Genomic DNA, 19,468 nt, shown 5'->3' on the forward strand with positions numbered 1-19,468 from the left:
CTTAATTTTTTTAGGACAGTTTCCATGCGCGCGAGTCGCTTTTTATTTGCAACGTTGAGAGAAACCCCGAACGATGCTGAAGTTATTTCACATCAGCTGATGCTTCGTGCCGGTATGATTCGTAAGTTGGCTTCAGGTTTGTACACCTGGCTGCCGATGGGCGTTCGCGTATTAAATAAAGTTGCAGCGATCGTTCGCGAAGAGATGAATAACGCGGGTTCACTCGAAGTCTTGATGCCTGTGACCCAACCAGCTTCTCTTTGGGAAGAATCTGGTCGTTATGTGCAATACGGTCCTGAACTATTACGTTTTAAAGATCGTCATACTAATGACTTTGTGCTTGGCCCAACACATGAAGAAGTGATCACTGATCTGGCACGTAATGAGCTAAAAAGTTACAAACAACTGCCTGCAAACTTCTACCAGGTTCAAACCAAGTTCCGTGACGAAATTCGTCCTCGTTTTGGCGTAATGCGCTCACGTGAATTCATTATGAAAGATGCTTACTCTTTTCATGCGGATCAGGAATCTCTGCAAGCAACTTACGATAAAATGTACGAAGCGTACTGCAAGATCTTTACCCGTTTAGGTCTGGATTTCCGTCCAGTACAAGCGGATACCGGTTCAATCGGTGGTTCAGGTTCACACGAATTCCACGTCTTGGCTTCAAGTGGTGAAGATGATATCGCCTTCTCAACTGAATCTGATTATGCGGCTAACATCGAAATGGCTGAAGCGATTCTGGTGGGCGATCGTGCTGCTCCAACTCAAGAACTGAAAGTGGTTGATACCCCAAATCAAAAAACGATTGCTGATGTATCAAGCTTCCTTGGCACTGACCCTGCACATTCAGTGAAGGCATTACTGGTTCAAGGCGTTGCAGCTGAAGAAGGTAAAGCAGCTCCGGTCGTTGCCCTGTTCCTTCGTGGTGACCATGAACTGAATGAAATTAAAGCCGAAAAGCATCCAAAAATTGCTGCGCCTTTGGCTTTTGCTACTGAAGCTCAACTTGCTGAACTAGGTTTGACTGCTGGTTTTGTAGGTCCGCAAGGTTTAGTAGAGAAAGGCCTAACAGTGATTGTTGACCGTGCTGCTTCTGTACTGTCTGACTTTGTTGCAGGTGCAAACGAAGCAGACAAGCACTCAACTGGCGTGAACTGGGAACGTGATGCGCAGTTTAGCGAAGTTTATGACCTGCGTAATGTGGTTGAAGGCGATCCTTCTCCAGATGGTAAAGGTACACTTCAAATCAAACGTGGTATCGAAGTAGGTCATATCTTCCAGTTAGGCAAAAAATACTCTGAAGCTTTAGGCTGTAAAGTCTTAGGTGAAGATGGCAAACCATTCACTGTAACGATGGGTTGTTATGGTATCGGTGTGACACGTGTCGTAGCATCTGCAATTGAACAGAATTACGATGAAAAAGGTATCATCTGGCCGGCTGCGATCGCTCCATTTGAAGTGGCAATTGTGCCAATGAATGCGCATAAATCACCTCGCACTTTAGAAGCAGCTGAAAGCTTATATGCAGAACTGCAAGCTGCTGGTTTTGACGTATTGCTTGATGACCGTAACGAGCGTCCAGGTGTGAAATTCTCTGATCTTGAATTGACTGGTATTCCACATCGTATTGTGATTGGTGAAAAAGGTCTGGATGCAGGTACTTTTGAATATAAAGGTCGCCGTGATGCAGAATCAGTAAATCTTTCGAAAGAAGAACTACTGGCAAAAATTGCGAAATAATATTTTCTAACGAACACAAAAAATCCCGCCTAGAGCAGGATTTTTTATGTCTCTAACTTAGCAGAACTTATGCCCGCCAAAGCAGTTTGAGGTCACATTCTGGTTCTGTAGCAGCTTGTCCATTAAGGTTAAAGTTGCAGGAGTACCATCTACATAGTTAGTAAATTTACCCACATCAATATTCAATTTACGCACCACCGCGACATTCGCCAGAGACCCTAAAGCCTCGCCCACACTGACATCAATCAAGTTTTCAGGACGTAAAAGAAATTCAGAAATAGCAGTTGCTACCTGAGGTAACACGAATGAAATATCAACTTCATCTGTAGTTTTTAATACACCCAGTTGAATCGGGTCTTTAAAAGATAGCCACCAACCTGGTTTGGCAATATCAGCCGCGTCCGCACCTTGCCAATGCACATTCTGACTCTGTAAAGACAAATAACCGCCTGTACCATTTAATGGAATATTATGGATCATATTTAGAGCCTGAACAAAGGTGATGTCCATATTCAGGTTATCCAGACTTGAACCAGCACCCATTTGAAAGAAAGAATGTGTTCCTAAATTAAGAAATCCAATTAATGGATCAAACTCTACATACAGCTTATCTTTTGAAAAATCTGGTGTACCAATCACATCACTTGGCAAAGTTGAACCCGTTAAAGCCTTTGCTAATGGAATCGAAGCAATAGTAGAACGGATATTACTTACAGTCGCTGACTTTAAGCGTTGCCCAGTCACGACAGTTTCTGGCATAGTAAAGTCTACCCGCATGGAAGGCACTGTAATCCCGGTATGGCCATCAGCACCTGGCTTACTGGTAAAAGTACGTGTTTGTCCTAAAGCCTTTAGATTCCCTGAGATTTTTTCATCATTTGCAATACCAAAGGTTCCCGCTTTTGTAACAGACTCACCAGTGGTTTGCGCCATTTTCATATAACCACTAAAACTTTTGAGGCCATCATTCGGATTTTCGATGTTGTCAGTCCCCATGGTTAAGAGTCCGACAATTTTATCTGCACCTAGACGAAAACCGACCACTTCACGGGTAGAAGCACTTCCACCATTTTTAATTGCAAACTCAACAAAGGGATTACTCACACTGGCACTGGTATTAGCACGGTCGCCTAAAAAGACAGGGTTACCTTTATCATCAAGAGAGGTATTTAAGCCACTCAAAGCCAAGTTAGAAATATCAATATCACAACCATTAGTATTCCCAATACTGTTATTCGTTCCACCACAACCAAGCTGCAAAGTTTTGATATTAATATTCAATTCCATTAAAGCTTCAATACTTAGCTTATGGAAGTTAATCCCTTGTGATGAATCATAAGCATTTTCCAAATTTAATAAGGCCTGTGCATCAACTGCCGATAAAGCCTCATCGTCTAAGGCTGTCATTGCCATCGCCTGTTGAGTAAGGCCCATTAAAGTGACAATCAAGCTATTCAATATTATTTTTTTCATGAAATCATCCCTTATTTCAGCGCGGTGTAATGCCTAGCGTACTGCGCATGGTTCCGCCTGTGAGTGCAATTGTTGCTATATTCTGCATATTGCCATTTGTGGTCATGGCCATGTTGGTTCTAAACGGCTCGATAATCTTCTGATCTTTATTAAATTTAATTTGATTATCTAAAGTAACAGTATCTTCACTCACGCCTATTTTGGTGATTAATCCTAAATTCCCTTCCATACGATTAAAGTTAATCGCAGAAGTATGAACTGCACCTGTGCTATCTACATCTTCATTAATCAGACTAAAATAACTACCAAGATTATTAACATCACCTTTTTCTGTAGAAGTTAATGTTCGGAACTTAAAGTTTGCATCCAACGATAAATAATTTTCGCCTGCTACATCCAGTCCCGGAATAATCATTAACTCACCACTACCATCAAGCATCATGGCAATTGTTGTTAATACATCATCGCGTTTAGAAAAGTTGTCATCAGGAACAAACTGATCACATTTATTGCCTGATACACAGTTATATTTAGATCCCGGTAATTGGCCAATTGCCACTTCAGCTTTCGCTGCGATCAGCAATTTATCAGCTTTTACATAGATGCCTTCATCTTCATAACCAATCACCCCTTTGGATTCAATAAAGGCATCAATATTTCGAAGGCCAGCATAATAGTTTCGCGCATGGCCATTCTCTACACCACCATCAATTAAAAGAATTGAAGTTGTACTTGGTGCTCCAGTTTTGGCATCCTTTCCATAACCTTCAGTTGATGCCATCACGTTATAGGCAATACCATTCTTGTCACCGTCATATTTTGTACCCGACAAGGCAACATTGGCATTCAGGTTGTAAATTGGAATACCAATTCCCCAAGAACCACTATTCCCGGAAATAACACCAGTATCATTAGAAATAAAATTTGCTTTGGCTGCAATCGACTGGAAATCCATACCCCGTATGGCGATTAGTGCAAAATCCTGATTAGCAGACGTACTGCTTAAAGTTTGCTGCAAAATCGGATTACTTTGTCTAAGCGTTGACTTAATATTGTCATTCACTAAAAATTCTAGGCTCTGTGCCTGAATTGTATTGATATAAATATCGCCAAAATCGATATAAGCATTATTTTTTCCAGTTAATGAACGTAATTCATTAAACTGAACTGCATAGCTTCCTTTACCCGTATGACCAATTTCCAAAGTCGTTGGTTTTAAACCCTGTGCTGCTGCCACTTCCTGATTGGTAAAATCAGCTGATAAACCAAGATGCAAGCCGCCTTCACCTGCGTTATAGCTTGAAACACTACGATCTTGTCGCGTCAGCACACCACCAACTTTATTACTTATATCAAAAGAGTTCAGTTTTGACTGATCAGCACCTAACGACAAACGTGCATTACTCACTGCACCCGAAATACCATAGCGCATGATATTTTTTAAATCGCCATCTCCATTCTGATAGCGTAAATCAAAGTTTAATCCAGCTGTTTGCGCACCAGTTGTTCCTACAGCCACTGGTTTTAAATTAATTAGATGGTCTTGTGTGCCACTTTTACTGGCGAGTACGACGCCTTGTATCGGGTCTATATACATATAGCCCGTACCAGCGAAGTTAAAATTAAAGTTATCTAGAACTAAGCTATTTGTACCTAAAGTATGTTTGATCGTGGCATCTTGCAAATTGAAATCGATAGTAGCTGTTTCATTCTTATTGAATAAACCTGCTGTCGTATGAAGCACCATTTTAAATGGACTATCAATCGCAAGACCTAATTTGCCCAAATTTTGATTGTTTTCGACACAGCTTGTTCCAGCACAATCCTTACTCACAAGTTTAAAATCTGCATTGGCACTAAAGGGAGCTACGCTTGCTTCTAGACGGATCCCTGCACCAGCATCGGTCGCACCGACATCAAACTTAAGCTGGCTTAAAATCGCATTTTGATCTTTGCCTAAGATTTCTACTTTATGCAATCCCAGTCCCATCTTGGTATTTACATCAGCATTCGGGTCATACCAATTGAGCTGTTCAACTTCTACTTTTGATACCTCGTGTGTAATCGTAATACCGTCTTGACCAGTGATATGACCCAATTCTTGTTCTTCAATCAGCTCTAGTGCATAACTATGCTGTGCTAAACAGACACATGCCGTTAATAATTTAATTTGTGATTTTATTTTTTTCATTCTTTCATCCCTATACTGCATCCATGCAGTTAGCAACGGCTTTGTGCACTCCCAGCTGAGCAGTTAAAGCCAAATATTTTTAAGTTTCCTGACATGTGCATGTTGCCGTGCATATTGAGACCCATAAAGCCCTTCTCACGCCCCCGGTCAAATTCCGGAACGTCTGCAGAGGCAGTGGTATATGTACCGTCCGCTTTATAAACACGATTGGTGAAGGTCGTATACTTCTCTGAATTGGCATAGCCTTCTTTATCGCCCTCACCGGTTCCGGTTTCAATAGCCAAAGTATTAAAACCCAAGTTTCTGATTTTTAAAGGTTTATCATCATAAAAAGTGATTTTCATGGCTGTTTGAGGATCACCTGCCACATTAGTAATTGTAGTGCCATCGATAGAAAACTTATCAATTTGCAGGGTGCCTTGTATGCCTTTAAATACCAGCCATTTTTTATTGCCTTGAGCATCAACATGATTGTTCGGAGAAATAGCCAAGCGACAAAACAAGGTGTTAATTCCACAATCTGTTGTTGGCTTGTAATACACCTCTAACTTATTAGCGACCGTTTCAGAAATTTGAGATTTCGTTAAATCAGTAGCGTATTGATGGTTGAGTGACAAGGTCCAGCTTAAATCTGCTCCGCCTTGACCCGTTTCCGCTGTCATTTGCTGCGGATCAAGACTGACCAAGCCGGCTTGTGTCGCAAAAGAAATCCCAAGAACTGTAGCAAGCATTAACTTTTTCAACATTGCCCTATTCCTTTATAGACCTGTAGTTTTTATTTTTAGATGTTGAATCAACACACCATCAATCACTGCTGAACCAAAATTCCTCATTGAGTTATCAGTAGCCCCCCTAAATACCACACCAGTAGCATTATTATCATCTTTTGCCTTCAGCATATTAGTATTGGCAATACGTTCAACAGAACCAATGGCGATACTACTGTGAGTTGCATCGCGTCCTTGATACAAGGCAATGCTATCTGAAGCTTGAGCTTTAATTTCAGTACCACACGTATATACATTACATGTAGAGCCTAAAAGTGCTTCTGATCCTAAAAAACCACCTTTTCCATCTGGATAACGCTGATAAATCCGGTTGTAAATATCTGGAATTTTAGGAATACGTGTCACTTCCAAAATAATATTATTTCCTTCCGAACCCACAACAAAAGGCTGATACATACTTCCTAGTACCAAATTGATATTCGGGCTATATAAATACAATCCCTCGGTATCATGAAATATAGGAGCTGCAGAGCCATTTAAAGCAGGAGTCGGACCATCTCCATCAAGATTATTCTCTTTTGCTGCACTACTAATACGAATCCCTTTACTGTTCAAATTGTTTGAATCACTGGTCAAAGTAGAGGGATCATCATTAGTATTGAGTCGGATCAGACTCGCCAGGCCCAAGGTTTGACTATATGCAAGATCAGGCGATGTAAGGGTTTGAAATAATCGGACTTGCGAACCGTTCATGCTCAAGCCATTAGCAATAAACTGTGCACGAAAACGTTCAGAAATATCTAAGCCTGAAGTAGGTGCTCCAGTAGCATAATCTACGGTATTACTTGAATTTAAAGAACGTGAGAAAATATCAGTCCAGAAACCAAGCTTAATATTATTATCTGCTTCATTTGCAGCAACTGTTGCAAGAGGTGCTTCTAAAGCTAGATAGCCCACTTCTTTTCCCGTATCCGTAAACTGTTTTACTGTTTCGGCTCCGGCATGAAATAACCAAGGATTGCTGGCTGTTCCCCAATTAAACCCCTGATTGCTATAGCGGCTACTGAGTGAATTATCACTTTTTGATAAAGCTAAACCATAGATAAATACATCAGCCTTCGTACGAAGCGTACTGACTGAGGCACCCATTGCAGCTTCTTTGGCCGCTGTTGTTGCGCTCGCTTTAACCGCCTGCTCCATAGCAGTCACTGCATTTTTTGCCTGAATCAGTGCATACCTATCAGCTTCAATTACTAGTTTTTCTTGAGTCCTGTTTTCAACAATCGTTGTTACCCCAGGATCGATCAAATTACTTCGGGATCCTACAGCCTGAGTCCATTTATTATTAAGAGAAACGGATGCCCGATCCCCCCATAATAATTCAATCATTTCATAAGTATTGGCTAAAGCATATTCAGCCGACTTATTCTTTAGACCAAGAGTAGATTCCAATGACCCTGGTTTGGTTATTGTTCCATCATTACTTAGAGATAAAGGCCAAAGGTTACCATCATAATAATCTTGATAACGCTGATCATAATATTGCTTCATTAAAGCGGAATTACGATATTCTTCCACAATACCATTACGTGCATTAGCACCAATTTCATTACGGATTGCGGTTAAAGTCGTATTATAGTTTTGAGTTTTATAGGTACTGACACTATTGTCATAAGTCGTTTGATAAAGATTGGCATTTGCACTAATACCATTTAAATAGCTACTCGCATACACTCGATCATAGACTTTATTATAGGCACGCTCACCTAATTGAGCATAGTTTTCTCCAGTCGGAATAATACGAATAAAGCCTGTGTCTGCCTGACCTGGATTGGCAATGTTTCGTGCATAGCTTGAACCGCTGGAAGCATCATTCGGTGCCTGAAAAACCATTTTAAAGTCATCAAGTACCAGGGCAACACCTTCACCGGTAGTATCAGAAAGAGAAGAATCTGTTAATTCCTGCATTGCATGTGCGGATGGCAATAATCCTAAACCGATCATCATTGCCAAATAGCTTTTACGAAATTGAAATTTAGCTTTTATTTGAGCCATCTCGACCTATCCTTCTTATCTGATGCTCCGCATCTTTATCCTTCAGCTTCCCAGCCTTCAATTTTTGATTTTTATGATGCTTGGCACATCTTTTTTATATATTCATTCTTCATTATGCTTATTTTTAGAAGGATTACCAAAGCCAAAAGACTAAAAATCCCGAGTTTCCGATGAATGAAACAGCAAAAAAATAAGCGAGGCATTTGCCTCGCTTATTCAATGCTTTAAAACAATTAAGCTTTAGGCAAAGTAACGCCTGTCTGCCCTTGGTATTTACCACCACGATCTTTATAGGAGGTTTCACAAACTTCGTCTGATTCGAAGAACAACATTTGAGCCACACCCTCACCCGCATAAATACGTGCAGGCAGGTTAGTTGTATTTGAAAACTCTAGCGTGACATGACCTTCCCACTCAGGTTCAAGTGGAGTCACATTCACGATAATGCCGCAACGTGCATAGGTCGATTTACCCAAACAAACGGTCAGCACATTTCGTGGAATACGGAAGTATTCTACTGTACGCGCCAAAGCAAATGAGTTGGGTGGAATGATACAAACATCCGATTCAATATCGATAAAGCTTTTCTCGTCAAAGTTTTTCGGATCGACAATTGCAGAGTGAACATTGGTGAATACTTTAAACTCACGCGCACATCGCACGTCATAGCCATAGCTTGAAACACCATAAGAAATCAGCTTTTGACCATTTTCATCCAGACGAATCTGGTTTTCTGCATACGGTTCAATCATGCCGTGTTTTTCGCTCATTTCGCGAATCCAACGATCAGACTTAATTGCCATTGATATAATCCAAAAATCTTAAAAATAAGTAATTGCGACGTACTTTAACTGAAATTGACACTAATGAAAATAAGCGAAATTCTGACAGCTAAATTTCAGGAAATTTAGCTGCTTTTTCAGGTTTAAAGACTGAGGAGTGCTGAATAGGATAAAGGTACAGAAAAGCTCATTAAAATAATGGAAGCGGTCTTTTGTAAGTTCTTTTGATTCAGCCAGCGATTGTTTTTTCTGGCCAATAAGCTACCTAAAAAGGTCCAGAAAAATGCGATAGGAATAAGTAATGCCAAGAATGCCAGCATATAAGTCACATAATATTGACTGCTTTTCCACACCATGACCGGGAAAATAGCCGAAGCAAATAATAATGCCTTAGGATTCAGCAAAGTCGCCAAAAATAGTTCCCGTGCCCGAATCGAAATACATTGAAAATTTTCACCAAGTTCTGCGGTACGCCATAATTTTAAAGCTAAAAATAGAATATAAGTAGCACTACAGAGTTTGAGAATATGAGGTAATTCCGGTAAATAGACCGAGATTTTACCAATCAAAAAGCCCCAGAATGTAATTGCGATGAGATAGCCGAAAGCTTCTGCAGGAATAAGGCGAAAAGTTTTTCTAAATCCAACTTGAATACCTGACGATGCCAATAAAGTATTGGTTGGGCCCGGTGTTAATAGAATGGCTGCCACTAAACCAATAAATAACCATGAAATCATAGTTTGACCTCGCTCTTAGGTATTAAGCATAAAATAATCCGGTCAAATCTGCAAAAAAATAATTGTAAGAGAACATATTAAAAAAAAATATATTTTATTTTTTTATTTATTTTCATATAATTATATAAAAATAAAAGAAAATTTTATTTCAGTCAATTTTGTCAATTTATAAAGCTATAAGCTCATCATAAAATTGCTATAAAAGTAGAAGTTTCAATAGAGTATTCGGACTTAAAATTCCTGAAATACTAGTCTCTACAACATGAAAGAAAAATCATCCAAAACTTTAAAATCATTATTTCTAGTAATCTTTGATTGAATTTTAACTAACTAAAAATCCCTGCTCTTGCATATGAACTTTGCACACTTCTATAGAAAGATTTAGTGATGGGAGCAACTTTTACCTAACTCCTAATGATTAAATTTCCACTCTCCATTTAAGATGTCTATCTTGCTCAATTTGTTCAACATATTGATAAAGCAAAATTTCGAAAAAAATGTTATTAAAGGTATTCAGACAAAATAATTGCTGTTAAATTGTACAAGGACAACAATTGATAATTCACATTTTTTAACATCCAGACGGTTTAGTATATTGTTGTTTTAATTATATTTTAAGAACTACAGAATAATATCAGGAGTCATATATGAATAAATGGATCAAACTTTCAGTCATGAGCTTAGCGTTATCAGGCGTAGTTGCCTGCTCGAATGATAATGCACAAAATAAATCAGATAATCAGGCTGCATCTGGCGAGAGCGTAGCTGCAGATAAACTGCAAACCCGATTTGTCAATATTGCGACAGGCGGTGCCTCAGGCCCTTATAATGTCATCGGAACAGGATTGGCTGAAATCTATAACAAGACCTACGGCGTAAGTTCCAAAACCCAGACCACAGGGGCTTCTGTCGAAAATCTAAATTTATTAAAACAGAACAAGGTTGAAATGGCCTTTGTCATGAGCGACAGCTTAACTGAAGCAATTAATGGTCAAGGCAGTTTTAGTTCTAAAATTGACAACGTGCAGCAGATCGCTGCGCTTTATCCAAACTATGTACAGATTGTCACTTCAAAACGTTCTGGTATCAAAAATATTGAAGATCTCAAAGGCAAACGTATTGCAGTGGGCGCCCAGAATTCAGGTGTAGAAGTGAATGCCCGTACTCTATTGAACGGTTTTGGTATCACTTATAAGGATGTCAAAGTAGATTACTTAGGTTATGCCGAAGCAGCTGATGCCTTGAAAGGCGGTAAACTGGATGCAGCCTTCCTGACCAGTGGTCTTCCAAACTCTTCACTGATGGAGCTGCAACAGGGCTTTGATCTACAACTGGTGAGTATTAATCCAGATAAAGTGAAAGCGATTGCCAAAGATCAGGCGTATTTCCTGCCAATGACCATTCCTAAAGGGACCTATGGCAATGCTGAAGATATTCCTACAGCTGCGATCATGAATGCGCTGGTGGTTCGTTCTGATCTCTCTACAGATGATGTATATAAGCTAACCAAGACGTTCTTCTCCAGCTTGGATCAACTCGCCAATTCACATCAGGCTGCTAAAGAAATCACTTTAGAAGGTGCACAAAAAGGTCTGGTTGCTCAACTGCATCCGGGCGCGCAAAAATTCTATGATGAGAATAAAGCGAACTGATGAAATGGATACAAGGTGCAGCGATTGCTGCACTTTTTAGTTTGGCTACTTTTTTTATTAGCTGTGTTTGGATGACATTTCCGTATATTTTTGTGGAAGTGAAAGAGCAAAATTTTCAGTGCAAAATTGACCAGAAATCTTTTCAGCTCAGCTGGATGCATTCGGTAGAAAGAACACATTGGAAAGAACGTTATCTTCTAGACAAGGATCATTTCATTCTGACAGACACTCAGTTCATTTCATTTGGTGCGGGTACACCTGATCAAGGTACTATTACTCGACAGGATGATGGCAATATCCATATGCAAATCAACCGAGAGATGAAAGAACTCAACTGGGTCATTTCACGCAGAATGCAGGGACAAATTGAGAGTGCTGATCGGATCTGGAATATTTATCAGGATTTTCCCGACTACAGCACGGTACAACTTTCTATAAAAAAAGACAGCCCATGGAAAAAAAGAGGTTTAAATGATTGCCTATGAATCCACAAGAAACAAGAAATGTGACCGAAGCACTGGATGATCAACAGCAACAAGAATTATTAGAAAAATTTGACCGTGAATCTGTCACTCGCAATCCGATCAACAAATCGGTTCGCTGGTTTATTGCTGCCTTGGCAATATCCTATTCGTTATTTCATCTTTATATTACTTTTAATCCCTTGCCAGAACTGATTCAACGTGCAGCCCATGTATCCATTGGTCTGGCGCTGATTTTCTTGTTATATCCAGCACGTCAAGCAAGTAGCCGACAAAAAGTCGCATGGACAGACTGGATTTGGGTGATCGCCTCTTTTGCTTCTTTCTTTTATTTATTTAAAGAGTATCAAGCGATTATGACCACTCGGGGAGGCATTCCCAATACGCTGGACATTGTCTTCTCGATTATGACAGTAGTATTGGTGGTTGAGGCTGCTCGAAGGGTAATGGGCTGGATGTTGCCGATCTTAGGACTGATTTTCTTAAGCTATCCATTTGTCAGTCATTTTGAATGGATGCCGGATCGCTTGCTCACTCGCCCCTATACATTCAGTGATATTTTCGGACAAATGTATCTGAAGACTGAAGGTTTATATTCTTCAGCCATTGGTGCTTCAGTCACCTTTATTTTCCTGTTTATCCTGTTTGGTGCCTTTCTGGCGAAATCAGGAATGGGAAAATTATTTAATGATCTCGCCATGGCACTTGCGGGACATAAGCAAGGTGGACCAGCCAAGGTCGCGGTGATTTCCAGCGGTTTTATGGGCAGTATCAACGGGACGGCGGTTGCCAATGTCGTAGGAACAGGTTCATTTACCATTCCTTTAATGAAGAAAATTGGCTATCACAAAAACTTTGCCGGTGCAGTGGAAGCCAGTGCTTCTGTCGGCGGGCAGATATTGCCGCCAGTAATGGGTGCCAGTGCCTTCATCATGGCAGAAACCACGGGTGTCAGTTATGGCACGATTGCCTTAGCTGCGGTATTACCTGCCCTGCTGTATTATCTCGGTGTGATGGCACAAGTCCATTTCAGAGCTGGCCGAGATCACCTGAAAGGCGTTCCCAAAGCTGACCTACCACGAGTCAAAGAAGTCCTGAAAGAACGAGGACATTTATTATTTCCAATCGTTGCTTTGGTATTCTTTTTATTCCAGTCGATTCCAGTGAGTTATGCCGCTGTTTATACAATTTTGTTGACCATTGTGGTGGCAGCATTCAGAAAATCCACCCGTATGGGACCTAAGGAAATTCTGGAGGCTTTAGCTGATGGCGCCAAGCAGTCACTTTCAGTGATGGCTGCCTGTGCGGTCGTGGGTATCATTATTGGTGTGGTGAGCTTGACTAGCTTTGGTTCTGTCATGACTTCTTCAATCATGAGTATTGGTGCTGGCAGTCTGTTCCTCACTCTGTTCTTCACCATGATTGCATCGATGATTTTGGGCATGGGTCTACCATCGATTCCAGCCTATATCATTACCGCGACGATGGCAGCACCTGCTTTGGCCAACTTTGATATTCCAATCCTAGTCGCGCATATGTTTGTGTTCTATTTTGGCCTGTTTGCCAATATTACCCCACCCGTCGCTTTGGCCGCCTTTGCCGGTGCCGGGATTGCCGGGGGTGACCCAATGCGGACTGGATTCCTGGCCTTGCGCCTATCCCTAGCCGGATTTATTGTGCCCTTCCTGTTTGTCTATAACCCGGCGATGCTAATGATTGATACAACAGATATTGCCGTGAATGCCAAAGAATTTGGCTTACCGGCATGGAATGTCATTTTAAGCATTACCGTAACATCCATTGTCGGCATTCTGGCACTTGGCGCTGCAGTAGAAGGCTACTTTAAAACCGCGATGAATTGGTTCTGGCGCATCTTCCTAGGGGTTGGCGCTCTCATGATGATTGTGCCTGAGACCATGACCGATATTATCGGCACCATCATGGTGATTATTGCAATTGGCTTTAATATCATTCAGGCAAGAAAAGAAAATACAGCTACGACTAAAACCTCATAAAAAAAAGAGAGCTTAAGCTCTCTTTTTTTATTATAGAATCTTAGAAAATACGAGTTTTATCTTTTTCTGCTTTTGGCAATTTTGCTGCAATTTTCTGAGCAATGGCCATATAACTTTCAGCAGCATCATCTCCAGCAATCACTGAAGGCTTACCGGCATCGGCATTTTCACGAATCACTGCATTCAAAGGCAAGCGGCCGAGCAATGGAATATTGTATTGCTCTGACAGTTTATCACCGCCGCCTGTACCAAAGATCTGTTCTTCATGACCGCAGTTCGAGCAGATATGGGTCGACATATTTTCGACTACCCCCATCACTGTAATCTGCACACGGTTAAACAGTTCAATGCCTTTAGTTGCATCCAGCAATGCCACATTTTGCGGTGTGGTGACGATCACAGCACCTGTGACTGGAATACGCTGAGCAAGCGTTAACTGGATATCACCTGTACCTGGCGGCATGTCAATCATCAATACATCCAGATCTGGCCATAGGGTTTGATTGAATAGCTGCATCAAGGCACCTGTTGCTTTCGGACCGCGCCAAGCAACCGGCGTATTATTATCACCTGTTAAGTGACCAATCGACAGCACTGCCATACCATAGGCATCGAGTGGGACAAACTGTTCGGCTTCGATCATCGGGGTTTTGCCGGCATTGCCGAGCATCGTTGGAATACTTGGACCATAAATATCCGCATCCAGTACACCCACTTTCAAACCTAATTTTTGCAAAGCCAAAGCCAGATTCACAGTTGTGGTTGATTTACCTACACCGCCCTTACCTGAAGAGACCAGAATGACATTCTGAATGCGTGGATGCTTCGGCACATCACGTTGCTGTGGAGCAGCTTTCTGGATCGGTGGATTATTTGGATCAGCTTCTGCTTGAGCTACGCTGCCTGAAGCATCAACTACAGGTGGCAGATTCGATTTTGAAGCAGCAGTTTGCGGCTGGCTGGAACAGCTCTCGCCTTCTGCATGATGATGTCCACAACCGCCTTCTTTTTTATGACCCGTCTTTTGCTGAATCACATGCAGGTTTAGTTCTTTAATACCGCATTTCTCTAGCGCATCCGCCAGTTCATCATGAATCTGCTGTAACTGCTCTTTTTCTTCCGGATAGGTATTAATGGTGATTTGCAGAATCTCGCCTTGCACATTGACCTGAGTAATCCGGTCTTTCAGCGCATTGCTAGAATTTGGCAAGATATAGTTTTGCAGTACGTTCTGCACAGCTTCTTCGTTCACCTCCTTGGAAGGCGAAAAAACCGATTTAAGCGAAGAAAGCCAGGACATAGGTTACTCCAAAAATATAGATAGACATCTGAATAGCTTAGTTTAACGAGGTTTTAGTCTCAGGTTAAGCAATCTGTATTCAGAAGCCTGAAAGACAAATATAATTTCCAACTATTTTACTTGGTTTTAAAGAGTTACAGGGAAGAAAATTTATAAAGTCAGCATTACATCTTATTTATTGTTTTATATTATTGATATTTTAAAATTTTAAATAAAATTAATTAGATAGTATCCATTAAAAAGCCACTTCATTCAAAAACTGAATGAAGTGGCTTTCAACATGAAATGATTATTTATGATTTTTATCTTGGTCGGTCTTGTTTTGCCCAGATTGATCAGCCTTATCCTGATCCTTTTTAGCATCATTTTTGTTATTGGTCTGATCTGAATTTTGGTCCTTATCCTTAGCCTCTTTAGATGAAGAATCCTGATCCTGCTTTTTCGAATCATCTGACTGAGACTGGTCATCGCCTTTCATTTTAGTCATGGTTTCAGCCGCCATCTGTTTCAACTCATTCAGTTTCGTAGCAGCTTCATTCACCAACTCACTAATTTTGACCTTAGTATCTTCAAATTTGTGTAGCGCTTCATCTTTTAAATTTGCCATACGATCCTGGTCAGCCTGATTTGCCGATTTATCTCCAGAACTTTTATCCTGTGCCTTTTTCGAATCATCTGAACCTTGCTCGCCATTTTTCTGGCTGTCTGATTTGCCATTTTTTAGCTCATTCAGAATCTTTTCGCCTTTTTGCAACAGCTCTTCACCGATCGCGATGGCTTTCGCTTTTAAGTCATCCATTTTGGTACTTTCAGCTTTTTTATCGGATTGATCACCATGATTAGATTGGTCATTTTTAGACGCATCTTTTTGCTCTGATTGCTGATGACCAGATGCTTTAGAGTCTTGCTGATGATCAGACTTTTCATCAGCACCATTTTTTTGGGCTTCTAGGACTTCTTCATGTTTCTGCTTATGCTGTTTATCAATCTCATTCTGCTTTTGCTCTTGTTCAATCTTGTCATGCAGCTCTCGTGCATGTTGTTCTTTATCTTGATTCTGTTTTGAAGTACTTGTCTGGTTATTCTGAGTCATGAGTACCCTCCTAAGGCGTCATAATAAAAATGATCAGCCAAATTTTTAGCACAAAGCATGCAATGACGTGGGGGAATTAAGCAAACTGCAACAAAGCCTGTACATGTTGTTGCTATTGCTTGCAGGAAGTAGCATCAACTTATCTCAATCGAATTTTTAAGGGTCAATTTCCCGTCTATAGCCAGTTTTTGTATTCTGAATATTCAGCCTGATTTATTCCTAACGCTTATGTAAAAGCATTTCTTTGTAATCCCTTCTGCATCATGTAAAATTATGGCCCATTGCATAATGAATACGAATGAGAGAGTGAATCCGTGCGTAAAATCCTAGTCACCAATGCCCTTCCTTACGCCAATGGCCCGATTCATATGGGTCACTTACTCGGCTATATCCAGGCTGATATATGGGTACGTGCGATGCGTGCAATGGGTCATGACGTGACGTATGTCTGTGCGGATGATGCTCATGGTACAGCGATCATGCTGCGTGCTGAGGCAAATGGCATTTCACCTGAAGCACAGATCGCCAATGTGCAAAAAGAACACATTCGTGACTTTGACGGTTTCGGTGTGCATTTCGATCATTATGACTCTACCCACAGTGATACCAACCGCGCCCGCGCTTCAGAAATCTATATCAAAAACCGTGAAGCCGGCAATATTGCAGTTCGCCCTGTAACCCAGTTATTTGATCCTGAAAAAGGCATGTTCCTGTCAGACCGTTTTATTAAGGGTACATGCCCAAAATGTAAGGCAGAAGATCAATACGGCGATTCATGTGAAGTCTGCGGTACAACTTACAACGCAACTGAATTATTAAATCCAAAATCGACTTTAAGCGGCGCGACTCCTGTTGAGAAATCATCAGATCATTACTTCTTTAAACTGCCAAATTTTGGTGAATACCTGCAAAAATGGACCCGTGACGAAGGTCGTCTACCCGTATCTATCGCCAACAAACTGGATGAATGGTTTGATAATGGCTTAAACGACTGGGACATCTCACGTGATGCGCCTTATTTCGGTTTTGAAATTCCAGATGCACCAAACAAATATTTCTATGTTTGGGTGGATGCGCCAATCGGCTATATGTCGAGCTTCGAGAATTACATCAAAACTAAACGTCCTGACTTAAGCTTTGATGATTTCTGGAAAAAAGATTCTAAAAATGAAGTCTATCACTTCATTGGTAAAGACATCGTTTACTTCCATGCCCTGTTCTGGCCTGCAATGCTGGAAGGTGCAGACTACCGTACACCAACCGGTTTATTCGTGAACGGCTTCTTGACTGTAAATGGTCAGAAGATGTCTAAATCTCGCGGTACCTTCATTAAAGCTGAAACTTATTTACAGCATTTGAACCCTGAATACCTGCGTTATTACTTTGCTTCTAAACTTTCTGATAAGGTTGAAGATTCTGACCTGAATCTGGATGACTTCGTTCAGAAAGTGAATTCGGACCTAGTGGGTAAAGTAGTGAATATCGCCAGCCGTTGTGCAAAATTCATCAATACCAAGTTTGACAACAAGCTAAGTGCAACTTGTGCCGAGCCTGAACTGGTTCAAAGCTTTATTGATGCTGGCGATTCAATTGCCAAAGCTTATGAAACCCGTGAATTCTCGGCAGCGATCCGTGAAATCATGGCACTTGCAGATAAAGCCAACCAGTACATCGATGAGAAAAAACCTTGGGCTTTAGCGAAAATTGAAGGCGAAGAACAACAGGTTCACGGTGTGTGTTCTGTAGGTATCAACCTGTTCCGTCAATTGGCTGTGTATTTAGCTCCAGTACTTCCAACTTTGGCTGCTCAGGTTCAGGACTTCCTAAAACTGGCTTCTTTCGACTTTGCTTCTCGCACTGAAATTTTGACTGGTCATGAAATTGCATTGTTCCAGCCACTGATGCAACGTGTTGATCCGAAAGCTGTGGCTGCGATGGTCGATGCATCTAAAGATTCTTTAGCTGCACCTGCTGCTGAACCAGCAAAAGCTGAGAAGAAAAAAGAGAAAGCCAAAGAGAAGAAAGCTGAACCTAAAGTTGGTGAAGCTGAGATCATCACGATTGATGACTTCATTAAAGTTGATTTACGTGTGGCTGAAGTTCTGGACGCTGCAACGGTTGAAGGTTCTGACAAACTACTGCAATTGACTTTAAATGTTGGAGAAGCTGAACCACGTAATGTGTTCAGTGGTATCCGTGAGTTCTATAAACCGGAAGACCTGAAAGGCAAACTGGTGGTGATGGTCGCTAACCTTGCTCCACGTAAGATGCGTTTTGGTATTTCGAACGGTATGGTACTTGCCGCTGGTAATGGCGACGGTGTTTGGGTGATTTCGCCTGAATCTGGTGCTAAACCAGGTGATAAAGTGTCTTAAGATTTAGGTCTTAGATAGAGGAAAAGCCTCTACATTGTAGGGGCTTTTTACTTAGTCTACTAAAATAATACTCAGCCAATAAAAGTTCTTCATCTTTAGTTTTTTACCATTTATACAATTTATTTTCTTGTTTTTTAAAAATATATCTATAGAATCTAAACGCTTTTTTATTTTTAGAATTATTCGGGGTAAACATGAAAAAATTACTAGTTTCAGCTTTAGCAGCATCAACAATTGTATTCACAGGATGTTCAGTTCGTATGGCTGATATGACTGTAGCTTCAACTAAAAACTTTAACCTAAACTCAACTCAGTTCGTTAAAGGCGAACGCGTTAAAGGCGAAGATAAAGTTCCAGTAATTTTATTCCCTTTAGGTATTCCAAATTTCAAAACAGCAGTAGATCGTGCCATTGAAAAAGATCGTTGTGCAGTAGCACTTTCTGATGTAGTCATCACTCAACTAAATCAAGCATTTCTTGTAGGCCAAATTGGCTATCGCGTAGAAGGCACTCAAATTATTGACCGTTCTCAGCCTGAATGCAGTAAATAATTGCTTATTAAAAAAGCCTCTATCTTTAGAGGCTTTTTTAGATCGATCAATAAATCAGATAGCACTTATTTATCAAGGAAAAATTCCCAGATGACATAGCCAATGCCGAAGCCCAGCAATGAATATAAGGTAATAATGAAAAATACAAATGCTGCATTATTTTTCTTTTTCCAAAAACTCATAGCGATACCCAAGGCTGTTTGCAATGCCCCATGTTAACGGGCTTTTTTATAAAAGTGAAATTTATCTAAGTATTTTATTTATAAAAATATTTTTAGATACAAAATCTTT

Annotated in this window: 15 protein-coding genes; 6 read left to right on the top strand and 9 right to left on the bottom strand. The window is 40.7% G+C overall.

The window, feature by feature from the left end:
• Positions 1-24 precede the first annotated feature (24 nt).
• Positions 25-1,743 carry a proline--tRNA ligase gene (locus tag FTU01_RS09670; RefSeq protein ID WP_180138902.1) on the top strand — a complete coding sequence of 573 codons (1,719 nt, stop codon included), beginning with the start codon at positions 25-27 and terminating at the stop codon, positions 1,741-1,743.
• 57 nt (positions 1,744-1,800) lie between these two features.
• On the opposite strand, the gene FTU01_RS09675 is transcribed toward FTU01_RS09670, so the two are convergent.
• The 6 genes from FTU01_RS09675 to FTU01_RS09700 all read right to left on the bottom strand — a co-directional run bounded on the left by FTU01_RS09675 (position 1,801) and on the right by FTU01_RS09700 (position 9,709).
• Positions 1,801-3,216, bottom strand: a complete 1,416-nt coding sequence (locus FTU01_RS09675; RefSeq protein ID WP_180138904.1) for a hypothetical protein — start codon at positions 3,214-3,216, stop codon at positions 1,801-1,803.
• Between the two features lie 16 nt (positions 3,217-3,232).
• A complete protein-coding gene (locus FTU01_RS09680; RefSeq protein WP_180138906.1) occupies positions 3,233-5,407 on the bottom strand; it encodes a DUF6160 family protein in 2,175 nt (724 codons plus the stop codon).
• A 29-nt stretch (positions 5,408-5,436) separates the two neighbouring features.
• Entirely contained in the window at positions 5,437-6,153 is a 717-nt protein-coding gene (locus FTU01_RS09685; RefSeq protein WP_159123364.1) for a hypothetical protein, read from the bottom strand.
• A gap of 12 nt (positions 6,154-6,165) precedes the next feature.
• The gene (locus tag FTU01_RS09690) at positions 6,166-8,190 is read right to left on the bottom strand and encodes a hypothetical protein (protein ID WP_180138908.1); all 2,025 of its coding nucleotides are present in this window, start codon (positions 8,188-8,190) and stop codon (positions 6,166-6,168) included.
• 233 nt (positions 8,191-8,423) lie between these two features.
• On the bottom strand, positions 8,424-8,993 hold the full coding sequence (gene dcd, locus FTU01_RS09695; RefSeq protein ID WP_004785008.1) for a dCTP deaminase: 570 nt from the start codon (positions 8,991-8,993) through the stop codon (positions 8,424-8,426).
• 122 nt (positions 8,994-9,115) lie between these two features.
• Complete coding sequence (locus tag FTU01_RS09700) at positions 9,116-9,709, bottom strand: LysE family translocator (RefSeq protein WP_180129796.1); 594 nt, start codon at positions 9,707-9,709, stop codon at positions 9,116-9,118.
• A gap of 647 nt (positions 9,710-10,356) precedes the next feature.
• On the opposite strand from FTU01_RS09700, the gene FTU01_RS09705 reads away from it, so the two are divergent.
• Genes FTU01_RS09705 through FTU01_RS09715 form a run of 3 tightly spaced genes read left to right on the top strand, consistent with a single transcriptional unit; the run spans position 10,357 to position 13,858 of the window.
• A complete protein-coding gene (locus tag FTU01_RS09705) occupies positions 10,357-11,361 on the top strand; it encodes a TAXI family TRAP transporter solute-binding subunit (RefSeq protein WP_159124389.1) in 1,005 nt (334 codons plus the stop codon).
• Complete coding sequence (locus tag FTU01_RS09710) at positions 11,361-11,846, top strand: DUF1850 domain-containing protein (protein ID WP_159124390.1); 486 nt, start codon at positions 11,361-11,363, stop codon at positions 11,844-11,846. The genes FTU01_RS09705 and FTU01_RS09710 overlap by 1 nt, the downstream gene beginning before the upstream one ends.
• Complete coding sequence (locus FTU01_RS09715) at positions 11,843-13,858, top strand: TRAP transporter permease (protein ID WP_034701993.1); 2,016 nt, start codon at positions 11,843-11,845, stop codon at positions 13,856-13,858. Before FTU01_RS09710 ends, FTU01_RS09715 begins: the two co-directional genes overlap by 4 nt.
• Positions 13,859-13,898: 40 nt before the next feature.
• On the opposite strand, the gene apbC is transcribed toward FTU01_RS09715, so the two are convergent.
• Both apbC and FTU01_RS09725 read right to left on the bottom strand, forming a co-directional pair.
• On the bottom strand, positions 13,899-15,158 hold the full coding sequence (gene apbC / locus FTU01_RS09720) for an iron-sulfur cluster carrier protein ApbC (protein ID WP_180138910.1): 1,260 nt from the start codon (positions 15,156-15,158) through the stop codon (positions 13,899-13,901).
• Positions 15,159-15,447: 289 nt separating this feature from the next.
• The gene (locus tag FTU01_RS09725) at positions 15,448-16,251 is read right to left on the bottom strand and encodes a hypothetical protein (protein ID WP_180138912.1); all 804 of its coding nucleotides are present in this window, start codon (positions 16,249-16,251) and stop codon (positions 15,448-15,450) included.
• A gap of 314 nt (positions 16,252-16,565) precedes the next feature.
• Here FTU01_RS09725 and metG point away from each other — a divergent pair, with 314 nt between their 5' ends.
• Positions 16,566-18,626 carry a methionine--tRNA ligase gene (gene metG, locus FTU01_RS09730; protein WP_180138914.1) on the top strand — a complete coding sequence of 687 codons (2,061 nt, stop codon included), beginning with the start codon at positions 16,566-16,568 and terminating at the stop codon, positions 18,624-18,626.
• A 194-nt stretch (positions 18,627-18,820) separates the two neighbouring features.
• The gene (locus FTU01_RS09735) at positions 18,821-19,177 is read left to right on the top strand and encodes a hypothetical protein (RefSeq protein WP_034581100.1); all 357 of its coding nucleotides are present in this window, start codon (positions 18,821-18,823) and stop codon (positions 19,175-19,177) included.
• Positions 19,178-19,242: 65 nt separating this feature from the next.
• On the opposite strand, the gene FTU01_RS15665 is transcribed toward FTU01_RS09735, so the two are convergent.
• The gene (locus tag FTU01_RS15665; RefSeq protein WP_373683639.1) at positions 19,243-19,359 is read right to left on the bottom strand and encodes a hypothetical protein; all 117 of its coding nucleotides are present in this window, start codon (positions 19,357-19,359) and stop codon (positions 19,243-19,245) included.
• Positions 19,360-19,468: the final 109 nt, after the last annotated feature.

Source organism: Acinetobacter sp. YH12043 (genome assembly GCF_013419915.1).
In the GTDB taxonomy this organism is placed as follows: Bacteria; Pseudomonadota; Gammaproteobacteria; order Pseudomonadales; family Moraxellaceae; genus Acinetobacter.